Source organism: Nostoc sp. DSM 114167 (assembly GCF_052692655.1).
On record NZ_CP195116.1, the window covers coordinates 5,405,343 to 5,425,573 of the forward strand.

Genomic DNA, 20,231 nt, shown 5'->3' on the forward strand with positions numbered 1-20,231 from the left:
GGCAATAGGCAATAGGCAATAGGCAATAGGCAATAGGCAATAGGCAATAGGTTAGGTTGGTGAATATAAGGAGTAAAAAATGTCAGGGATTCGGGATTTTAAAGACTTAATAATTTGGCAAAAAGGTATGGAAATTGCTGAAAAATGTTATTTATTAACGAAAAATTTTCCTAGAGATGAACTTTTCGGAATGATTCAACAAATAAGAAGAGCATCTGTTTCTATTCCAGCCAATATTGCGGAAGGCTATGGCAGAAGATCGCCTGGTGATTATGCGAGATTTTTAAACATCAGTCAAGGCTCAATTAATGAATTACAAACTCATCTTATTCTCTCTTCCAGAGTAGGGTTATGCACTGTAAAAGATATAGAATTGATTCTCCAACATCTTCAAGAAGAAACTAAAATGATTATTTCCCTTCTCAAAAATTTAAAAAATTAAAAACTATTCTTTTTATTACCTATTACCTATTACCTATTACCTATTACCTATTTGCCTATTGCCTATTGCCTATTGCCCATTGCCTATTCCCTATTTCCCCATCCCCCATTCCTCTAATCATGACTCTACCCTTACCCAATCTCGACGATCGCAGCTATGCCAACTTACTAGAAGAGGCAATTTCTCAGATTCCGCTTGAATACCCAGAATGGACAGATCATAATCCTACAGATACAGGAATTATCCTGATTGAATTATTCGCATGGTTAACAGAAATGGTTCTCTACCGAGTTAATCAAATTCCTGATGAGAATTATGCTAGTTTTTTGAGTTTACTTAAAGGAGAAGAATGGAACTTACCCATTAATATTTCTACCCAGGAACGACAAAACATTTTACAATCAGAAATTCAAAAGACTTTATTAGAAGTACGCAAAATTTATCGTGCCGTTACTCCAGAAGATTTTGAAAAATTGGTACTTATCGATTGGAATAAATCACAAGATGCTGATAATTTAAAAATTGCTAGGGTTAAATGTTTAACACAATGTAATTTAGAGTCAACATCTGATAATTTTGCTAAAGGACATATTAGTTTAGTAGTTGTTCCTGAAGATAACGAAATAACTCAAGTAAATAAATATGAACCTTTATTTAGATTTCTTGAAGATCGCAGACTATTAACTACCCGCCTGCATATCTTAGAACCTGAGTATGTATCCATATCTATAGAAGCAGAATTAGTGCTTCAGGATGGCGCACAAGCAGAAGCAGTTAAAACACAGGCAGAAGAGGAAGTCAAAATGTTTTTTGAACCTCTGCGATCGCAAAAATATTGGCAGGGAAAAGGATGGCCTTTTGGTCGGAGTGTTTATCTATCGGAATTATATAAATTATTAGATGACTTAGAAGGTGTAGATTATGTTGAAAACCTGCAAATTAAAGATAAGAATAATAACTCTAAATCTGAAATTAATTTAGCAGATAATCAGTTAGTTAAAATCAATCTCACAGACAGTAAATTTACAATATTGGTAGAAGTTGGTAATGAACGTAAAAAAATCTGAATCTATTAGTACATATCATCAATATTTACCAGCAATTCTCCAAAAAGATGTTTTTATTGCTCAGTTGTTGCTGTCATTTGAAAAAATTCTCAGTGGATTAAGTGAAACTCCGAATCAAGAGCAAATTATTACAGCCAAGACTCAAAATATACCAGGATTAGAAGAAATTATTGATAATATTCATGTTTATTTAAATCCTCAACATACTCCAAAGGAATTTTTACCTTGGTTAGCGGGTTGGGTAGCCTTGAGTTTACGAGACGATTGGGAAGTAGAGGTCAAAAAAGCATTTATTCAACAAATTGTTCACCTATACGGTTTACGAGGAACAAAAGCAGGATTAATCGAAATTTTGAGTGTTTATTTAAAAAATTCAGGATTTGGAGAAAAGGTTGAAGTCTTCGATCAATTTGATAATTTACCGAATTATTTTCAAGTTCAACTAACTCTCAAAGACCGCGATCCTGATAAGTATTGGCGACAAGCTAAAATTGCTAAAGCAATTATCGATAGAGAAAAGCCTGCACAGACATTTTATTCCTTAAAAATCCTTGTCCCAACGATGCAGCTAACTCAGCGATCGCACGTTGCTTATCCTTTCAAATTGTTTGCATCTCCAAATAATCAAACCTTTGCCATAGAAGTCACAATTACTCCTAACAACATTAATAGTATTCCCATTAATCAATTAGCGAACCAGTTAGCTATTCAGATTCAAGGAAACTCGGAATTAATTACCCCTTACTCACCAGAAATAATTATCAATAATCAATCATTTTCAATTAAACAAAATTTAAATTATCAGCATTTACAAGAAAATTTAGCAGGTTTCAATGTTATATTATCAAACCGAACCGATAAACAGTTCGTGGGCAATTTAACTATTAAGCTATATTTTTTAATTAATGAAGTTGAATATAACAATACACTCCTAGAACAACCTGTAAATCTATCACCAGTCCTAAAAATTTGTCATCAAAATGATAAAAGAGAAATTATTGCAGGAAATACAATTTTTTACCAAAATAGTCAGCCGCAACAATCGGGAATGAAGCTGACAGAATCTATATGGACTAAACCCTATAGTTTTCTACTGTTTGATCCACCGAAAGTTCAAGAGTTACAACCTAATATAACTGCAATTATTGAAAAATTAGACTTTGAAGCAATTGTAGAAATTACCCAACCAAATACAATCAACTCAGATTTACTAAATCAAATCACAGTTCGCCTTCAAGATGATGTTTCAGGATTTTATTTATTAACACCAGAAACTCTTAGAGAAAATAATACAATTAGAATTCAGCGTACCCTCTACTACCAAGAGTTTATGCAAACTATAGATAAATTTACAGTGACAATCAAAAATCTCAATAATCTTGATATTGCTGGTAAAGTCACTGTTCAAGCTTCCTTAAATATTAATCAGCGTTTATCTACTTATAAAATACTAGAGCAAACCTTTAACCTCACAGCCGTCTCTCCCTATAATATTTTACAAATTTGCCGTAAAAACGAGGAAGGTAAAATTGTTTTTGGTAACACCATTCTAGGAACAAATAGTCAATCATTGAACTAAATTCAGGATCAAACATGGCTAAAACTACTGATTTCACTAACTTTGGTAATGAACGTCCTAACTATTTTGCAGGGCAATACCTGCTAGAAGATGACTTTGAAATTCAACATAAATATCTTAGCGATCGCCAACGCTATCATAATCAAAGTCTTCATATTTCAGGAATTATTGAAGGGTTAGAAGTTGCAGTTATTCAGGATACAAAATCTGTTCAAATAAAATCGGGTTCGGCTATCAATAGTAGCGGCGATTTAATTATTTTAAAAGAAAATATTACATTTTCCGACTTCAAAAATCTTACTGACGGTGTACTCTACATCCAATATGCTCAAGGTAAACAAGTTCAACAGCAAAAAGATGTACCAGATAGCTATACTCGTTGGATTGAAAAACCTATTTTGGGATTTTCAACTACAATTCCTGAAAATAGCGTCAATCTGGGAAAACTAACAATAGCTCAAAATACCATTACTCTTGATGCTAACGTTCGGGAATATTCTGGTTTATCCTTACCAAATTCTAATAGTAAAGCTTTAACTCTTCGCTCTGGAGGAAATGCCACTCCAAACTTAGCAGTTTTGACAGGTAGCTTAAAAATTGATGGGGATTTAACAGTAACTGGGACAATCTCAGGAACAATAGATACAAAAAATATTACTTCTGGAATATTAAATGTTGACAGAATTGCTAATTTATCGACTGATAAAATCACTTCTGGAACATTAAATGTTGACAGAATCCCTAATTTATCGACTGATAAAATCACTTCTGGAACATTAAATGTTGACAGAATCCCTAATTTATCGACTGATAAAATCACTTCTGGAACATTAAATGTTGAGAGAATTCCTAATTTATCAACTGATAAAATCACTTCTGGAACATTAAATGTTGAGAGAATTCCTAATTTATCAGCAAATAAAATCACCTCTGGAACAATTGTTGGCGATTTAACTGTTAATGGTAATATTACAGGTAAAAACTTATCCATTTCAGCAGACGGTAGTAAGCGTGGTGCATTATTTCTGGCTTCAATAGGAGACTATAACCACGTACTGTATAATAACCTGTCTAACATAGATAATGAAGGAGTGTGGGATGGAGCCAAGTGGAATGTCTTTAACGGATTAAATATCCGAGTAGGAAGTGGTAGCTCTAAAAGTACAGCTTTGTATATAAATAATACTGGCAATGTTGCCATTGGCATCAATAATCCAGGTGACTACAAATTAAATGTGCAAGGTAATCAGTTGCTTCAAGGTAGTCTGACTATTCAGGAAGGTAAAGTTAGTCTTGATGGCAGTCAACAAATTATTTTTTCAGATAATGGAACTACAAACCAACTGAAATTACAACTTTGGAGCGGATATGGTCTCGGTATTAATGGTTCTACTTTATTCTATACAGCTAACGGCAATCATTCTTGGCGAGATAATCAAAATACTGAAAGAATGTTGTTAAGCACTGCTGTAGATGGTGGGTTAACAGTCAAAGGAACAGGAAGTTCTTCTTTTGCTGGAAATTTAACTGTAACTGGTTCTTTATCGGTGGGTGTATCTGTTAACAGTACAACGAATATTGACCTATCGGGTCATGTCCAACTCAAGGAATATGGACTAAAGAATATTGCTTTTCTTCAAGCAAGAGACGACTCATCCAATCGAGATATTGGCTTGAGAATTAGAACACAAACACAAGGTAGTACACAAAGAAATCTTGTAGATGCAGTAACCATTACTCCTAGTGGAGAAATACAGGGAAAGATTTGGTATTCTGACGAATATGTATGGAAGAATGGTCAAACTGATGTCAAAATGGGACACAGTAGTAAATGCGTCGCATTCTTAACATATACGCAAGGAAAATTTGCTGGTAGTGGCGAACAAGTTTTCACTTATATAGGAAGTGACGGATATTGGTATCTTGGTGGAAAACAGGGAAGTGGAGGTGCTGATATAGTCGCGAAAGCAAGATGTATTGGTTCTCCTAGTTAGTGCGATCACCAAGCTTATAAAATATATTTGCAATTCAATATGACTCTATGGCTGACTTCATTCTCATCACTGGCGATCGAGCCATGTTTAACAAAACTTTTGGCCAAGCCATTGTCACCGTCCGTCCAGGCGATCTAATTGGCACAGGTAAGGATAAAATTAACCAGAAACTAGTCTGTGTAGATGGCGACGAAAAAAAAGTTATCGTTCCTGGTTGTCCTTATATGACTTCCCAATATACTATCCCTGGAGTTGGGATACTGTCCATTGAATCCCTTGCTGGCAACCAAAAAGCCAAAAAGACAAAATCTGGTGGGAAACCAGTACTGCTCAAAGGTGCTTCATTTAAAGCCAAATTTCAAGTTCTGGTTCCTGCACAAAAACCTTCTGTACCTAGTCCCATACCCGACGCAACCTCCAAATATTCCGGTACTGGCACATTTATTTCCCTAAATAGCAAAGTCAAAGGAACTTAATTAAATAATGAAAGAACAATTAGAAAAACGTCTCACTGAACTCAAAGCCGAATTGGTATCAGGACAAAAAGTCATGGCAGATTTAGAGGCGAAACAAGCAAATCTGCGCGATACCTTACTGCGGATTAGTGGTGCAATTCAAATTTTGGAAGAACTCACATCTTCTACTAAGCAAGATGATTATCAAAATAATAATTACGTACAAGAGGAATCAAACGTTCAATATCAATTAAAAGATTGACATCCTTCTTGATTAAAACATAGGATATTATGTGCTTTTACCCATAATTTAGCCAAAATTGTGAACCAAGATCGGCGATCGCACGGCGGTAAATAGAGTTTTATGACATCTTGAGATGCAAAGATGTAAATAACGTAAGGATTCAGCTGATGGCCTTGTACCAGACACTATAATTAATCTCTTCAAAGGGCGACAATTAAGCTAAAGTGCTTGCTGTATAAGCATCATAGCCTTTAAACCTCGTCGATAATATGCCTGCTTATTGCGAATGAAACCGACCAGTTCCTCGACCCATACTTGACACTCATGCAAAGCTGTTGTGGCAGTTGTTCCCATACCTGAATTATTATTTTGTGTAATGGCATCTGGAGAGATGGCGCTAACAACGCCTTTGAGAGTACCGTAATCGGGATAGGGACATACTCTTTTTTTGGCTAAGGTATTGTTGTTTCTTAGCCAATTTTAATCAGTTTATTAGGGCTAATTCAGAGCGTAGATGCGTTCGCGTAGCGTCTCGTAGAGAAGCGGCTTGTCGCCAGACATCGCTGATTATAGTCATTCATGTAGGGAATCCCGTACTGGAATTGATTGGCCAGTGAACCGGAAAATAGAAAATAATAGATATATGGACAAACGCTATTTTTTACAGGCTAGTGCAGTCATAGTCGGCACAGCATTGTTATCAAGGTATATCAAATGGGAGCCAGAAGCGATGACAACTTCTAAGAGTGGATTTGAAGTTACCAAACCAGAGTCAGAGTGGCGCACGATTTTAACGCCAGAACAGTTTAATGTATTGCGTAAACATGGGACTGAACGCCCTTATACCAGTCCATTAGATAAGAAATACGACAAGGGTACTTATTATTGTGCTGCGTGTGAACAACCACTGTTTACATCTGATACCAAATTCAACAGTGGTACTGGCTGGCCTAGCTTCTTTAATCCAATTGAAGGTGCGATCGCCACAACTGTAGACAAGTCGTTGTTTATGACCAGAACTGAAGTGCATTGTAGTCGCTGTGGTGGTCATCTGGGCCATGTTTTTGATGATGGGCCTGCGCCCACTGGGAAGCGCTACTGCATGAACGGTGTTTCGCTGAAATTTGAGCCTGCTTGATAAGTTGCGTCACCGATAGCGTAGCATTAGCGAGTCAAGACCTTCCTGTGTCGTTAACGCTGCACTATCGAGCGTCACAGCCGTCCTCACATCGCACACACAACTTAAATCATCAGATTTTCATAGTTGACCAAGAGTGAATAAATTTTTGACAATAACTTCTTCTATTCAGTGCTATTGAAAAAGTATTGTCAGGGTAGCATAGCTAGCTGTGCTACCCTAATTATTTACAATGTCGCTACAAGCTCCTTTAAGCGATCGCGTCCATCCCGAAAGACGGGCCAACCATCCCCCACCAGCACTGCTTCTACCCGACTCAGTTGAGCCAACCTGCGAATAGAAGCAACAGCCTCCTCTCGATTCAGCAGCTTGTCATCTGGTAAAATTGTCAAGCTACCTGCTTTGCGTGCCCGGACTAAATCCCCTGTAATTAAAGTTGTCTCTTCTAGTAACAGAGCCAACTCACCGGGAGTTTTAGAACCATTGAGTTCAATCACTTCCAGTCCTGGGACAAATTCTTCACCATCAGATAGCCAGCGATCGCAAGGTATAGGAAAAGTGTCTTTTTCTGCAATCGGGCCAGCAATCTTAGCATAGGTTTGATCGGCAATTTCTTTACTTGCCCTGACATGCTCAGAATTCGTCAGCACAATCCAAACCACACCACCGAGGGATTTTAGATGATTCCAATCATGGTTTGATAAGGCTACTGGGTCAATCAAGATGTTGCCATCTGGGCGAATCCAGGCAATCCCATTGAAATCAATATTTCTTGCCGGATTGAAATTAGACCAGCTATACAGATCGGGACGGTGCAAAGATTTCATGATGATTCTGGATCGATACTTCAATAATTGACTATTAATCTCAATAATTAAGTATATAGATAATAAGGGCATTGGGAAGAGGCAGAGGGCAGAGGGGCAGAGGTGCAGAGGGGCAAAGAGGTAGAAGTTCTAAAATGTTTGAATGCGTGAATTTTGAATACTTCGGCTACGCTCAGTACAAGTTTTGAATTTTGAATTGATTTCTCCCCCGCTCCCTTGCTTCTTCCTCTAGCTCAGAAATTTGAGTATACTACGATAAATCTATCAATCTTATGGATTTAGTCTGGGTTACAGAAATTCACAGGATTTCGGCAATAACGATCGACGGAGGTATAGGGGTGAGTGAGATTAAGCGCCAAAAAATATCAGCGAAGGCAGAACAGTTTACAGAGTCTGTGATTCGAGAAATGACCAGGGTGGCACTGCAACACGATGCGGTGAATTTGGCGCAGGGGTTCCCTGATTTTCCCTGTCCACCAGAATTGAAACAGGCAGCATATCAGGCGATAGAGGCAGATGTTAATCAGTATGCCATTACTTGGGGCGATCGCCCATTTCGTCATGCGATCGCTAACAAAGTCCGTTGGTATCTCGGCTTAGATATCGATCCCGAAACCCAAATCACCGTTACTTGCGGTTCCACAGAAGCAATGGCATCTGTAATGCTAGCAACAGTCGATCCCGGTGACGAAGTAATTGTATTTGAGCCATATTATGAAAACTACGGCCCCGATGCGATTTTAGCTGGTGCTATACCCCGCTACGTGACACTGCATCCTCCTCATTGGACATTTGATGAAGCACAGTTGCGTCAAGCTTTCAATGCCAATACCAAAGCAATTATTATCAACACACCCCATAATCCCACAGGTAAAGTCTTCAGCCGTGAAGAACTCACCTTAATTGCTGAACTTTGTCAAAAATGGGATGTGTTAGCGTTCACAGACGAAATCTATGAACATATTCTCTATGACGGCACTCAACATATTGCCCTAGCGACTCTTCCCGGTATGGAAGAACGCACCGTTACGATTAACGGTTTATCTAAAACTTATAGTGTTACCGGATGGCGAGTCGGCTACATTCTAGCAAACCCCGAATTGACAGGGGCGATTCGCAAAGTCCATGATTTTCTCACCGTTGGCGCACCTGCACCATTGCAACGAGCCGGAGTTGCCGCTATGCAACTGCCACCATCCTATTATGAAGAATTAGCCAAACTTTATCACCAGAAGCGAGACAGCATTTTACAAATTCTAGACCAAGTTGGGATTCCCTATTTCGTTCCTCAAGGAGCCTATTACATTCTTGCAGATATTTCCAAATTTGGCTATAAAACAGATGTTGAATTCACTTACCATCTGATTAAAGATATCGGTGTTGCTGTAGTTCCCGGTTCCAGCTTTTTCAGTCAACCAGAAAAAGGACATTCATTGATTAGATTTTGCTTTAGCAAAAGACCTGAGACATTACAAGCAGCCAGCGATCGCTTACTAAAATTGCAATCAAATCTATAACCTACATCATATCTTATGTAAGTTGTGAAAATTATTTTTTTCGAGGAAATTTTCTTTTAAGTGCAGTTGAAATTCCATTAGGAATTACGAATTTTTCAAGACCTATATCTTCAAGTTAATATAAATTAATCAAACACAAGTTAATATAAATTTACAAATGCTTAGTTTAGGCATTCATTTGTTAAAAACAATAACATTATTTTCGACTTAAATTTAACTCTAACTTTTGATCCCCGATATAAAGTTGACTTGCCAAAGGAAACCACACTTGTAAACGAGGGTTTCTAAACCTTAATGTATAGTATTTTCCAGAAAAACAACACCAAATTAGTGTAGAATTAGTTCAGATTCCCGGTAATTATATCGGGATAGTAGGCTTAAAAATTCTCTCTTAAAAACCCCATTGACTCTTTAAAAGGATAAGACTAATGTGATAAATAGTCCTTCGGGGACACTATTTTATGCATCAAAAAATCAGGAGATATTTCCGATGATGATGATGACTGAAACCATGACTCCAGAAATGCAGACTTGCATGAATGTTTGTATGGATTGTCATAAAATGTGCATGGAAACCATGACTCATTGTATGAGCAAAGGTGGTCAGCACATGGATAAGAACATGATGAGCATGATGAGCATGATGCGCGATTGCTCTGAAATGTGTATGATGTGCATGAATATGATGATGAGCGGTTCTGAGTTCATGGAACGCACTTGTATGCTTTGTGCGGAAATGTGCGATCGCACTGCAATGGCGTGTGAGATGATGAACGATGACGCGAAAATGATGGAATGTGCTGCCGCTTGCCGTAAGTGTGCAGAGTCTTGCAGAAGTATGCACATGATGCCTGCATAATTCCACAACAATCTAGCAGAAGTTTCTCTGCAACCTAATATTCAAGCGCTCAGACTCTTTGGGTCTGGGCGCTTGAAGTAATATCAAGTCCGGATGATTACTTATAATAAAATTGGAATCGTTGCAGTAGACCTATCTATGTCTTATGCCAAAACGGATTGCGATTGCTAGCCACTTAAGTACAGAAGAACTATTTGTTGGATACCGTCAAGCAACAGAACCAAGCCAACGCAGCCATTACCAAATAATTTGGTTATTGAGGACGGGAAAGACGGTACAGGAAGTATCTCAAGTGACAGGATACTCAAAAATTTAGATTTATCAAATGGTAAAACGATACAACCAAAATGGTGTCGGAGGTTTAGGTAACAAGCGCTATGAGAATCGAGGTAAAGCATCATTGTTATCAGATATACAGCAAGCTCAACTGTGGCAGGTACTTTCACACAAAGCACCAGATGGGGGATTGTGGAATGGTAGAAAAGTGGCAGATTGGTTAAGTGAGCTAACAGGTGAGAAAGTAGACCGTCGGCGTGGATGGGAATATTTAAAACAGATGAAATACAGATTACGTGTGCCTCGAAGAGAACATCACCAAGCCGACCCGATTGAACAAGAAAACTGGAAAAAAAACTAAATTTGAAGCTGCAATTTCTTCAAGCCAAATATCCAAATGCCCAGATAGAGGTTTGGAGTATGGATGAACACCGTTTAGGTCTTCATCCGGTTTTGCGTCGAGTCTGGATACCAGAAGGAGAGCAGCCAATTGCTTCAGTACAACAAAAGTATAAATGGATATGGCTGTATGGATTTGTACATCCAGAATCTGGTGAGACATATTGGTGGATTCTACCTAGAGTCAATACTGAAGTATTTAATCGAGTCTTGGCTGACTTTGCCCAAGAGTACGATTTTGGAGAAAACAAACGAGTTCTACTAACAGTTGACCAGGCTGGTTGGCATACAAGTAACAACTTAATTGTTCCCGAAGGAATTGATTTAATTTATTTACCTGCCTACTCTCCTGAATTGCAACCTGCAGAAAGGTTGTGGCCTCTGACCAATGAAGTAGTTGCTAATTTTTCCCCAGCATCTCTAGACGAACTAGAAGAGCTTTTGGTCTACCGATGTCAACAGATCATGAAGCAACATCATTTAGTCCAAGGATTAACTTGCTATTATATCATGTCCGCCTAATTAGTTATGATTCCTGCATCTGTGCAAAAACCAGGAAAACCTCTTTCCCCCTGCCCCCTGCTCCCTGCCCCCTGCGGTCTTAATGATAAGTCTTTAACCGGACATGATATTACTGGTGGCCAAGAACAAGGAGAGCTTATTTATAACTATTCATCTGGACACGATATAAGTACTTCTAAAATTATCCGTTGATGCAAGTCTAAACCAATACTTTAAAAATAATTAATATTACTTAAATAATTTCAGAATTAGAGCGATGTCTGCGAAAAGACGTTCGCGTAGCGTCTCCGACAGGAGAAGCGTCTACGCACAAAAGGTAGTCTATCTAGTTCAATCTTGTCACCTTGGGATTTGTTGAAATCACTAATGGTATTTAGACCAATAGCAGAGCCATTAAAAGCAGCACTGGTGTTGTAAAGGAACCTATCAACCGCCGCACCACCTGCAATACGGTTCGGATAAGCATTTTGAACTCAAAATAGGGTTTGGGGAAAAGGGAAATGGGTTTGCGGTTAAAGGTTTTTTATTCCCCTTTCTCCTTTCCCCTTTAACCGAACCGTATTGGCACCACCTGTGAATACGTCATTACCTGCCCAGTTTCTCGCACTTCATATCTAGTAAGCTTTTTGCCTTTTTGTAACTGTCGAACTCACATTAATTTAATATTCTTAAATTATGGTACGTAATTTTACTGAGGATACGTCTCAAGATAGATGTTAGATTTACGGCATACAGCAAGTACATCATTATTTGACTTTCAGACCATATTTCATACTCAAATGCCTAGCCCTATAAGGGATTGAAGGCATTAATTTTGCAGCAATTGGATACACTACCACATCAGGAGTTATGTCAAATTGTCAATCAGTAGTTGCATCGATTACGTCCTGCCTGCGGAATAACTCAGAAGATGAAGATTTAGTAAAAAGATTTTGGCAACAATGGCAGGAATATCGAGATTATCTTTATCGTTACTGTCTCAAGTGGATGGGTGGGAATCCGACGGATGCTGAAGATGCGCTAAGTCGGGCGATGCTCAAGGCTTGGGAGAAGGTGCAAAAGTATGCGGAGGAAATTGCTAATTTTAAGGCGTGGCTGACAAGACTAACTCATAATCTCTGCGTGGATATTCATCGAGAACGCGATCGCAGTGCGAATAGAGTTGAAAATATAGAAGTATACGCCTCGAACGAGGAGCAAGGACTGGTACGGAGTGAGGAAACGCCAGAAAGTGCAATGGAGACTGGCGAGAAAAGGATTGTGATTCGTCGTGCCATTGATAACTTACCGACTAGGCTACGCGAGACGTTTATCCTGCACTTTTATCAGGAACTGTCTTATCAAGAAATTGTCCAACAGCAAGAGATTTCTTACCAGAATGTCTGCAAGCGCATCTCCCAAGCGCGGGCAATTCTGCGAGAGGAATTGAGGGGATACTTTATCGATGAGGATAGGATTGATACGGATAAATCTGTTACGCCAACAATGGAAGTAACTGAGTCTGCAATTGGGGAAATATCCAAGGGGAATGCGGGAGTTGAACCGATTGCGATCGAGATGGTGACGTTATCCGTTGCGGTGGAGGAAGTGGAGAGTGTTGTTGGTGAGGAATCGATTGAGGTAGTGCGATCAATGCAGCACTCGGAGCCGGCTCCTGTTGTGGGGGCAGTGTCGCCTAATTTACAAGTAGGCTACAGCATTTCCAAATCCCAAGCAGCTATCCAGAACGATCTAGACAGCAACAACACTATCAGCTTTGGTATGACAACCTCGCAGGCATCTGGAGAGAGTGTCAGTGTCAGCATCGAAGGGCAAGCTGGTTTTTCAGTCGGCTCTTGGCTCACTTTTGCGACAACAGCTGGTGGCAGTTACGATATGTCCAAGTCGCAAGGAACAAGTACAGATGCCTCAATCAAGCTAACTTGGAAAGGCTACTCTGTAGTGCCGATGGCTCCAACAGCTTGGCAACAAGCTACCAATGTTGGCTGGTACTACACAGATCCAATTGCACAGGCAGTCAACAATGGTACTCAAGACGTTACCGGTTTCAAATTCCTAAACAAACCGGCCTACGATCTACAGCCTTTTGCTAAGGGAGGGAACTTCGGGTTGCTGAACAACTTGGTAATTTCCAACTATCCAACGATCGAGATCACTTACAAAAACGCCAATTTCTCTAGTTTTAAACAATCCTGGAATCAAAGTGTCAGTGGAAATCTCAAGCTCTTCGGCTTTATCGAACTCGGAAGCTTCAGCCAGGGAGCGTATGGTAGTAGTTATCAGCAGGGAGCCGATAACAGCACTTTTACAGTAACATTCTCAGCGTCGAAGGAAGTTCTATCGGTACCTCAATTACAGAAGACTGCATACGTCATCGGTGGTGCTGTTACCAACCCTGGAGTGACCTCTTCTCAACAGGTTGAACAGCTTGTTTCTGTCTAGCTAACTGGTTGAAGTTCGTGTTGCGAAGATCGGACATTAGCCTAAGTTAGGCAATCAGATCAGTTTAATTACTCGTGCTCTGCAAGGCCAAGTCAACTGCTTATCTTTGCAGAGCAAAAACTTGTAAATCTATAGCTGTTTTCAGGTATCTAATGCATTTATTCAAAAGGGTATGAGGAGAAAAAACTGGTCAGTTATTTTTGTCGTGATGCTTTGTACAATTTACATCAAATGCTTGTTTATCAGTGAAAAATCTTACTCTCAAATACCATACAGGTTAACAACAGATAAAACCTTAATATCTGTTCAAGCTAGAAACAGTTTTGGACAAAAAGATACCCTAATAACCCTGCCATCTAAGACAGCTAGCGAACAAAAGTTTTACTCCGATCTCGAAGTTACTATTAACAAAGCAATTGCTGGTATTTACCATACTAAGATTACACCGATTGCGTTTCCCTCTCAGGGTGACTTCATGTGGTATTACCAGAATATAAACCAAGTATTTAACGAAGGTACTTTCAACTACATCAGTGCCCGAGTATCACCGGGGAGTCTACCGGGAACAGCCCAAATTTCATCTGCTGGAGGGTTCCCCAATGCTTATATCCAACTTATATCCAGCATTAAATATACATTAAGTCAAGCCGATCAAACTAAGCTCCATGATACATTGAGCCATACAAATACTCAGGCTCAATCAATTGTTAACAAGTACCAAGAAATTTTTGGCGAGATTACTGTTGAGGATCTAAAAAAGGCTCAGAACAGGCTAGGGGATCAAGCTGTTTTGGCCAAGATAGATTATGTAATTAGCTACGTTCTTGGCTCCCAATGGAGCGGTCGGCAAGAGGAAGAAAAGCTACCACTGACAAATAAGGAGATGGCAAATGCTCAGAATCTCAAGGATTTACTCCCGAAAATGCCTGTATCAGGAGAGCCAGTTGTAACGGAATTATCAATTTACCTAGCTCTTATGCAATCTGTAAACCTTCTCCAGTCCGAGATCCAAATGGGAAATTGGCTTGTCCGCCAGATGGTAAATAATACCTCTCATCCGACTAGGGAAAATGGTGGTATGCAAACTGTTAACCCCAACACAGGGGCGGTTTCTCAAACCTTTCAAGTGGGTTACAGTATCTCTCGCTCCTTGGCTTCTATCCAAAATGACCTGAACAACAAACAACAAATCATTAAGGTTGATATCAGGACTTCAGAAAAGTCTAGTACAGAAGTGATCGCTAGCATCGCAGATCTACCTAGCTTCTTTTTTGGCTCGGTACTCCGGTTTTCCCAAGAGAATAGTTTTGATGACAATATGCAAATGGTTCAGGGGAGTAGTAAGGATAGCTTGATCGAGATTAAGTACCCAGGATACACTATGGTGCCGATAGAGCCACTAGCTTGGCAGCAAGCTACTAATATTGGCTGGTACTATGAAGAGCCAATTGCTGAGGCTTATAAGAACGGCACACAGGACGTTACAGGATTTAAATTCGTGTTACCACCTAATTATAATTTGAATTCTTTAGCTGATAGGGGGGACTTTGGTCAACTCACAAGCCTACTAATCAGTAACTATCCAACAGTTACAATCCTTTACCAAAATGCAGATTTCAAAAAGTTCAAACAATCTTGGGATCAAAACCGCAAGGGAAACCTTACACTTTTTGGATTTAATAAGATTGGAAGCTTTAGTAAAGGGATATACTCTAGCCAAGTTCATCCGGGTTCTTCAAATAGTGAATTTTCAGTCATTTTTTCACCGTCTCCGGAAGTTGTATCGATACCTGAGCTACAAAAAATGGCATACGTTATTGGTGGCACTTTCAATTTTCCAGCGATAAATACTTCAAAAGTATCACTAGTCAGAAGAATAATTGCCAAACTGTAAATATTTTTTCTAGAGGAATGTCTGAAAAATTATGATCGCTGAGGATATCCGGCACCGATGTCAAAGCCACGGCAGCTAAGTTGCGTAAAGCGGAGCTATCCCGTAGGGAAACACCGCTCTATCGGCATCGCTCTATTCCCAATCTGCTTCTTCAAACTTTTCAGAACAAAATACTGGCGATACAATTCACAAGCTATAGTACATCGATTACCATTTAGTTTTACTTTTGATGCAACACTCAAATATGCAATGCCCTCTATCCTGTATATCTCTGCGTTCACTCCATCAAAATTAAGCGCAGAGGATCTAAACGCACATACCAAGGAAAAGGTTGGTCTTTCATCGTCGCCCATTTTTCTTTGAAGACTTCAGCTTGCAGATGGTAATCTTGAGAATTCTTGCCAGCAGAATGTAATTTGAGAAATAATGTCATTCGATGGGGTGTTTCACTGGTTCGTACTAGCCAGCAAGGAAAGGTATTTTCCTGTGATGAGTCGTTGGTAAAAATAAACTGATGGGCACGAATGCCGACGTGAGATAATTCACTCTTGACTGGTTCAATTACTTGCAGAGTACAACCCCAATCAATCGCTTCCACCTGTTGAGATGACTGGAGAACAGCACGGGAGAAGTTTTTACATCCGGTAAGTTGGGCGACACTAACGGTAGCAGGATGCTGGAAAATATCGTATTTGGAGCCATAATGAACGGCTCTACCATGCTCCAACACCAATAGATTCGGGCAAATCCGATAAGCTTCTTCCATATTATGGGTGACAAATAAAGTCACACCTTGATAATCAGCAAGAGTTTCTGTCATTTGCTGTTCTAATTGACTACGTAGATGGGTATCAAGTGCGGAAAACGGTTCATCTAAAAGCAATGCTTCCGGTTGACTTGCTAATGCTCTTGCTAAGGCTACCCGTTGTTGTTGTCCCCCTGAGAGTTGGTGCGGATAGCGATCGCCTAATCCTTGCAACTGCATCGCTATTAGTTGCTCCTCTACCTGCACCCGAATACTCCCAGCAGATAGGTTTTTGGGCAAGCCAAAAGCGATATTTTGCGCCACACTCATGTGGGGAAATAGGGCATAATTCTGCACTAAAAAACCGATGCGGCGATCGCGGCTAGGTAAATTAATTCTTTGTTCTGAGTCAAACAAAACTCTGTCATTTAAAACTATGCGCCCGGTTGTGGGCGTTTCTATTCCCGCAAGGCAGCGCAAAATCATGCTCTTACCTGCTCCAGAACCTCCTAACAATCCCAAGGGTTGCTCATCAGTAGTGAAAGCAACTTTTAAATCAAAGCTAGTCAGGATTTTTTCAATATTGACAAACAATCCACCAGATTCAAAGCTAGAGTCCGGGGTATAAAGATTATCTCCCCCTGCTCCTCCTGCCCCCTGCTCCCTGCCCCCTGCTCTCCCCCCTCCCCTCCTCTTTTCCCTCAATTCTTGCCAGAAGTTGACTGCGATAATTCCAGAGAGCGAAATCACCATAATTGCGATCGCCCAAAACCAAGCCTCATTCATTGCTCCCGCTTCCACTGCAAAATAAATCGCCATTGGAATTGTCTGCGTTTGTCCTGGAATGTTACCAGCCAGCATCAAGGTTGCGCCGAATTCTCCTAAAGCACGGGCAAAAGCTAACATTGTGGCGGCGACAATGCCGGGTAATGCTAAGGGTAAACTGATGCGCCAAAAGATTGTGGTTTCATTTGCGCCAAGGGTTCTAGCTACTCGCAGCAAATTAGCATCTATTTGTTCAAAGGCTCCCAGTGCAGTTTTATACATTAAAGGGAAAGAAACTACCGTGGCTGCGATCGCTGCACCATACCAAGTAAAAACGATGCTGAAGTCAAAAGCCCCCATGAATTTCCCTACAGGGCCATTTTTGCCAAAAAATAGCAGCAACAAGAACCCGACAACTGTGGGCGGTAAAATCAAGGGCGCAATAAAGATACCCTCAATCAACGATTTACCTTTGCCACCATATCCCAGCATCCAGTAGGCAGCAGCGATACCCAAAAAGAAGGTGATAAATGTGGCAAGTAATGAAGTTTTGAGTGATATCCAAAGAGGCGATAAATCCAATGGCATAGTTGCGTAGGGAAGAATTAGCTCAACTAATCCCTAATTTACCAACTTTGGCTTTAATATGTTGGAAAAAGTTGGTAAATTACATCACAATCAATCAAGGAAATCCCAAAAATATCCAAGCTTTAAATCAGATTCGCCTTCAGTTAGGTATCAAATATCAGAATTCGCTACGGTTTATTATCATTTGATACTCATCTTAAAACCAACTGCTAAAATTGTTGGAAATTACCGAAGTGTAAAAACCTTAGCAAACACATCCTGTTAGCAGTATCGAATGCTACCGTCAACAGAAAGTGCATCCTCCTCCTACCAGCAATCAAAAAAAACCCCAAGACCTTTTCTTAGTATGTGGACTCAAAAGTTTAGGGCAACATTGCGTGGCAATCCTCAAAGAATACGATGTTAAAGTCAGTGCCATTGAGGATGTGCAGCCCGAACATTGGGAAGTCCCAGAAGTACCTAACTTACTAGAAAAGTTAATTGTAGGAGACTGCCGCCAGCCAAGTGTTTTAGAACAAGCAGGTATATGTCAGTGTCGTGCAATACTTTTAGTAACCAGAAATGAGCGGATAAATATAGAAGCTGCCTTTGCAGCACGGCGTCTTAATCCGCACGTTCGCTTGATTGTACGTTCTGACAAACAAAATTTCAACAAACTCTTGTGGGAAAATCTCGGTAATTTTGTTGCCTTTGAACCTACTCATCTTTCAGCTCATGCCTTCGCTCTCACAGCCCTTGGTTCTGAAGCTATTGGATATTTCACCTTAGAAGGGCAACTGTTGCAAGTCATAAAGCATCAGGTACAAGCAAAGGATAGCTGGTGTAATGGCAAGCCAGTACATAGACTCAATCTGACAACTCGCCGCATCTTGAGTCATACACCTGTTTCATCTAAGCCACTCAAAGAATTGTTTGGCTGGAATCCAGAGGCAGAAGTACAGGTAGGAGATACGCTAGTTTACATTGATGTGGCATACGATTTAGCTTTCTCTGAACAACGTCGGCAATCTCATAAGCAAAAGTGGCATTGGCAACAGTTTATCCAAGGTATGACAGCGATAAATCTCAAGGATAAAATAGTGCAATTTTGGCAATCTTACTACCAAAGCCAAAATCAAATCCGGCGAATTGCAACAATCTATGCGATTACTGTACTCATCTTGTGGTTTGTTGGGATAGTTCTTTACCGCTTATATTATCCTGATATCAGCATCCAAGAAGCTTTCTATGCGACAGCAATTTTGCTCTTGGGAGGATACGGAGATTTATTTGGTGGTGTTGAGTTTGCAGCGCAATCAAAGCCCTCAGACGCTATCCCTTGGTGGTTGCGGTTGTTTAGCTTGGGACTAACGTTGACAGGTCAAGCTTTCGTGGGAGTATTATATGCACTGCTGACTGATGCTCTTGTCACTTCAAGATTCCATTTTTTCAATTCCCGCCCTCCTATACCACAACGCAACCATCTAATAATTATTGGCTTAAATCGCTTGGGACAAAAAGTAGCTGCTCTTTTGCAAGAACTCAACCAGCCGTTAGTAGGAATTCATCCTACCACTCTCGACCAAGAAACTTTGCCCGATATGCCCCTTGTCGTTGGTAATGCTACCGAAGCACTCATTAAGGCGAATATCTCCCATGCTAAAAGCATCATTTTAGTTGGGGACGACAATATGGAAAATCTGGAAATTGGTTTGATGGCTCATGCAATGAATCCTGCCACTACCTTGATTATCCGCTCTCAAGACCGCCAATTTAGTGATAATGTCGCCCCTTTGTTCCCTTATGCTCAAGTTATATGTGGTGCGGCTTTATCGGCAGAAGTTTTTGCTTGTGCTGCTTTTGGAGAAAATGTTCTCAGCTTGTTTCATTTGAACGAGCAAATAGTCATGGTGACAGAATACAAGATTGAAGATGGCGATACCTTGAATGGTTTGCTTTTATCTGAAATAGCATCTGGTTACAGTGTTGTACCGATTCTCTACCAGAAATATCAGCAAGACAATTACTCTTTAATGCCCTGGTATGATGTTAAGCTTGATGCTGGCGATCGCTTAATTGTTTTAGCCACAAGCAGTAGTTTGCAGCAAATTGAATGGGGTGAAATGCTGCCTCGCCAATGGAGCGTGCAGATTGAAAAAGCTCTGACTACAAATGCCATTATATATGGTGCCCAAGAGATAGTTTTGATTACGGGATGTAGTTCCACCACCGCTAGACAATGGATGAATAATTTGCCTAGAGTATTGCCAATACCACTTTATAAACATCAAGCTCAACGTCTCGTGCGCGAGTTAACAAAAGTACAAGTTTTGGCGAATCTAATCTTCATTGGGCAGCCTTAATCCTCCCATAACTAGAAGTCATATCAATACTATTCGGTTAAGGCAAGAGACGCGATGAATCGCCGTCAAAACAAAAGACAGATTATTGTAGAGACGGCGATTTATCGCGTCTTTGTGATGATTGGAGTTTAGACTA

General features: G+C 40.0%; 14 protein-coding genes and 1 pseudogene. 13 read left to right on the forward strand and 2 right to left on the reverse strand.

Features of this window, described 5'->3' with window-relative positions; genetic code table 11:
- Nucleotides 1-79 precede the first annotated feature (79 nt).
- The 7 genes from NSTC731_RS23070 to msrB all read left to right on the forward strand — a co-directional run bounded on the left by NSTC731_RS23070 (nt 80) and on the right by msrB (nt 6,919).
- On the forward strand, nt 80-442 hold the full coding sequence (locus NSTC731_RS23070; RefSeq protein ID WP_445626964.1) for a four helix bundle protein: 363 nt from the start codon (nt 80-82) through the stop codon (nt 440-442).
- Between the two features lie 119 nt (nt 443-561).
- On the forward strand, nt 562-1,509 hold the full coding sequence (locus tag NSTC731_RS23075) for a baseplate J/gp47 family protein (RefSeq protein ID WP_445626965.1): 948 nt from the start codon (nt 562-564) through the stop codon (nt 1,507-1,509).
- Nucleotides 1,490-3,088 (forward strand): phage tail protein, encoded by a 1,599-nt coding sequence (locus NSTC731_RS23080; RefSeq protein ID WP_445626966.1) that lies wholly within the window; start codon nt 1,490-1,492, stop codon nt 3,086-3,088. Before NSTC731_RS23075 ends, NSTC731_RS23080 begins: the two co-directional genes overlap by 20 nt.
- Before the next feature lie 14 nt (nt 3,089-3,102).
- The gene (locus NSTC731_RS23085) at nt 3,103-5,082 is read left to right on the forward strand and encodes a hypothetical protein (RefSeq protein WP_445626967.1); all 1,980 of its coding nucleotides are present in this window, start codon (nt 3,103-3,105) and stop codon (nt 5,080-5,082) included.
- A gap of 47 nt (nt 5,083-5,129) precedes the next feature.
- Entirely contained in the window at nt 5,130-5,558 is a 429-nt protein-coding gene (locus tag NSTC731_RS23090; protein ID WP_445626968.1) for a hypothetical protein, read from the forward strand.
- A 7-nt stretch (nt 5,559-5,565) separates the two neighbouring features.
- Entirely contained in the window at nt 5,566-5,799 is a 234-nt protein-coding gene (locus NSTC731_RS23095) for a hypothetical protein (protein ID WP_012408145.1), read from the forward strand.
- 625 nt (nt 5,800-6,424) lie between these two features.
- Nucleotides 6,425-6,919, forward strand: a complete 495-nt coding sequence (gene msrB, locus NSTC731_RS23100; protein WP_445626969.1) for a peptide-methionine (R)-S-oxide reductase MsrB — start codon at nt 6,425-6,427, stop codon at nt 6,917-6,919.
- A gap of 227 nt (nt 6,920-7,146) precedes the next feature.
- Here msrB and NSTC731_RS23105 read toward each other — a convergent pair whose 3' ends face one another.
- Nucleotides 7,147-7,746: an MBL fold metallo-hydrolase gene (locus tag NSTC731_RS23105; protein WP_322694109.1), complete on the reverse strand. Its 600-nt coding sequence runs from the start codon at nt 7,744-7,746 to the stop codon at nt 7,147-7,149.
- A 272-nt stretch (nt 7,747-8,018) separates the two neighbouring features.
- Between NSTC731_RS23105 and NSTC731_RS23110 the strand changes: the two genes are divergently transcribed.
- The 5 genes and pseudogenes from NSTC731_RS23110 (at nt 8,019) to NSTC731_RS23130 (ending at nt 15,655) form a co-directional block, all read left to right on the forward strand.
- Nucleotides 8,019-9,263: a pyridoxal phosphate-dependent aminotransferase gene (locus NSTC731_RS23110; RefSeq protein WP_445626970.1), complete on the forward strand. Its 1,245-nt coding sequence runs from the start codon at nt 8,019-8,021 to the stop codon at nt 9,261-9,263.
- A 490-nt stretch (nt 9,264-9,753) separates the two neighbouring features.
- Nucleotides 9,754-10,122: a four-helix bundle copper-binding protein gene (locus tag NSTC731_RS23115; RefSeq protein ID WP_445632151.1), complete on the forward strand. Its 369-nt coding sequence runs from the start codon at nt 9,754-9,756 to the stop codon at nt 10,120-10,122.
- Between the two features lie 145 nt (nt 10,123-10,267).
- Nucleotides 10,268-11,319 (forward strand): annotated as a pseudogene (locus tag NSTC731_RS23120) (IS630 family transposase).
- A gap of 849 nt (nt 11,320-12,168) precedes the next feature.
- Nucleotides 12,169-13,761: an RNA polymerase sigma factor gene (locus NSTC731_RS23125; RefSeq protein WP_445626971.1), complete on the forward strand. Its 1,593-nt coding sequence runs from the start codon at nt 12,169-12,171 to the stop codon at nt 13,759-13,761.
- Between the two features lie 235 nt (nt 13,762-13,996).
- Complete coding sequence (locus tag NSTC731_RS23130) at nt 13,997-15,655, forward strand: hypothetical protein (protein WP_445626972.1); 1,659 nt, start codon at nt 13,997-13,999, stop codon at nt 15,653-15,655.
- Between the two features lie 277 nt (nt 15,656-15,932).
- On the opposite strand, the gene modB is transcribed toward NSTC731_RS23130, so the two are convergent.
- Complete coding sequence (gene modB, locus NSTC731_RS23135) at nt 15,933-17,753, reverse strand: molybdate ABC transporter permease subunit (protein ID WP_445626973.1); 1,821 nt, start codon at nt 17,751-17,753, stop codon at nt 15,933-15,935.
- 293 nt (nt 17,754-18,046) lie between these two features.
- Here modB and NSTC731_RS23140 point away from each other — a divergent pair, with 293 nt between their 5' ends.
- Nucleotides 18,047-20,095 (forward strand): potassium channel family protein, encoded by a 2,049-nt coding sequence (locus NSTC731_RS23140; RefSeq protein ID WP_445626974.1) that lies wholly within the window; start codon nt 18,047-18,049, stop codon nt 20,093-20,095.
- Nucleotides 20,096-20,231: the final 136 nt, after the last annotated feature.